Raw genomic sequence first — 1,246 nt, forward strand, 5'->3', positions numbered from 1 at the left:
GAAGTGGCCGATACCATACTTCCAAGAAAAGTCTCTAAGCTTCAGTTACACAGGAATCGTACCCGAAACCGACACAGGTGGTCAGGTCGAGTAGACCAAGGCGCTTGAGAGAACTCTGCTGAAGGAACTAGGCAAAATGGTACCGTAACTTCGGGAGAAGGTACGCTGCTGATGGTGATAGGACTTGCTCCTTGAGCTGTCGGCAGCCGCAGAAACCAGGCCGCTGCAACTGTTTATTAAAAACATAGCACTCTGCAAACACGAAAGTGGACGTATAGGGTGTGATGCCTGCCCGGTGCTGGAAGGTTAATTGATGGGGTTAGCGTAAGCGAAGCTCTTGATCGAAGCCCCAGTAAACGGCGGCCGTAACTATAACGGTCCTAAGGTAGCGAAATTCCTTGTCGGGTAAGTTCCGACCTGCACGAATGGCATAATGATGGCGGCGCTGTCTCCAGCAGAGGCTCAGTGAAATCGAAATCGCTGTGAAGATGCAGTGTACCCGCGGCTAGACGGAAAGACCCCGTGAACCTTTACTGCAGCTTGACACTGAACTTTGACCTTACTTGTGTAGGATAGGTGGGAGGCTTTGAAGTAGGGACGCCAGTTCCTATGGAGCCATCCTTGAAATACCACCCTGGTAATGTTGAGGTTCTAACTCTGACCCATAATCTGGGTCGAGGACCGTGTCTGGTGGGTAGTTTGACTGGGGCGGTCTCCTCCTAAAGAGTAACGGAGGAGTACGAAGGTGCGCTCAGCGTGGTCGGAAATCACGCGTAGAGTATAAAGGCAAAAGCGCGCTTAACTGCGAGACCCACAAGTCGAGCAGGTACGAAAGTAGGTCTTAGTGATCCGGTGGTTCTGTATGGAAGGGCCATCGCTCAACGGATAAAAGGTACTCTGGGGATAACAGGCTGATACCGCCCAAGAGTTCATATCGACGGCGGTGTTTGGCACCTCGATGTCGGCTCATCTCATCCTGGGGCTGAAGCAGGTCCCAAGGGTATGGCTGTTCGCCATTTAAAGAGGTACGCGAGCTGGGTTTAGAACGTCGTGAGACAGTTCGGTCCCTATCTACCGTGGGCGCTGGAAATTTGAGAGGATCTGCTCCTAGTACGAGAGGACCAGAGTGGACGAACCTCTGGTGTACCGGTTGTGACGCCAGTCGCATCGCCGGGTAGCTATGTTCGGAAGGGATAACCGCTGAAAGCATCTAAGCGGGAAGCCTACCTCAAGATAAGATTTCCCC

General features: G+C 52.5%; 1 rRNA gene. It reads left to right on the forward strand.

The window, feature by feature from the left end:
• Nucleotides 1-1,246 (forward strand): 23S ribosomal RNA (locus N518_RS0115325); the annotation flags it as partial.

Origin of the sequence: Acinetobacter sp. UNC436CL71CviS28 (assembly GCF_000620525.1) — a bacterium.
Classification (GTDB): domain Bacteria; phylum Pseudomonadota; class Gammaproteobacteria; order Pseudomonadales; family Moraxellaceae; genus Acinetobacter; species Acinetobacter radioresistens.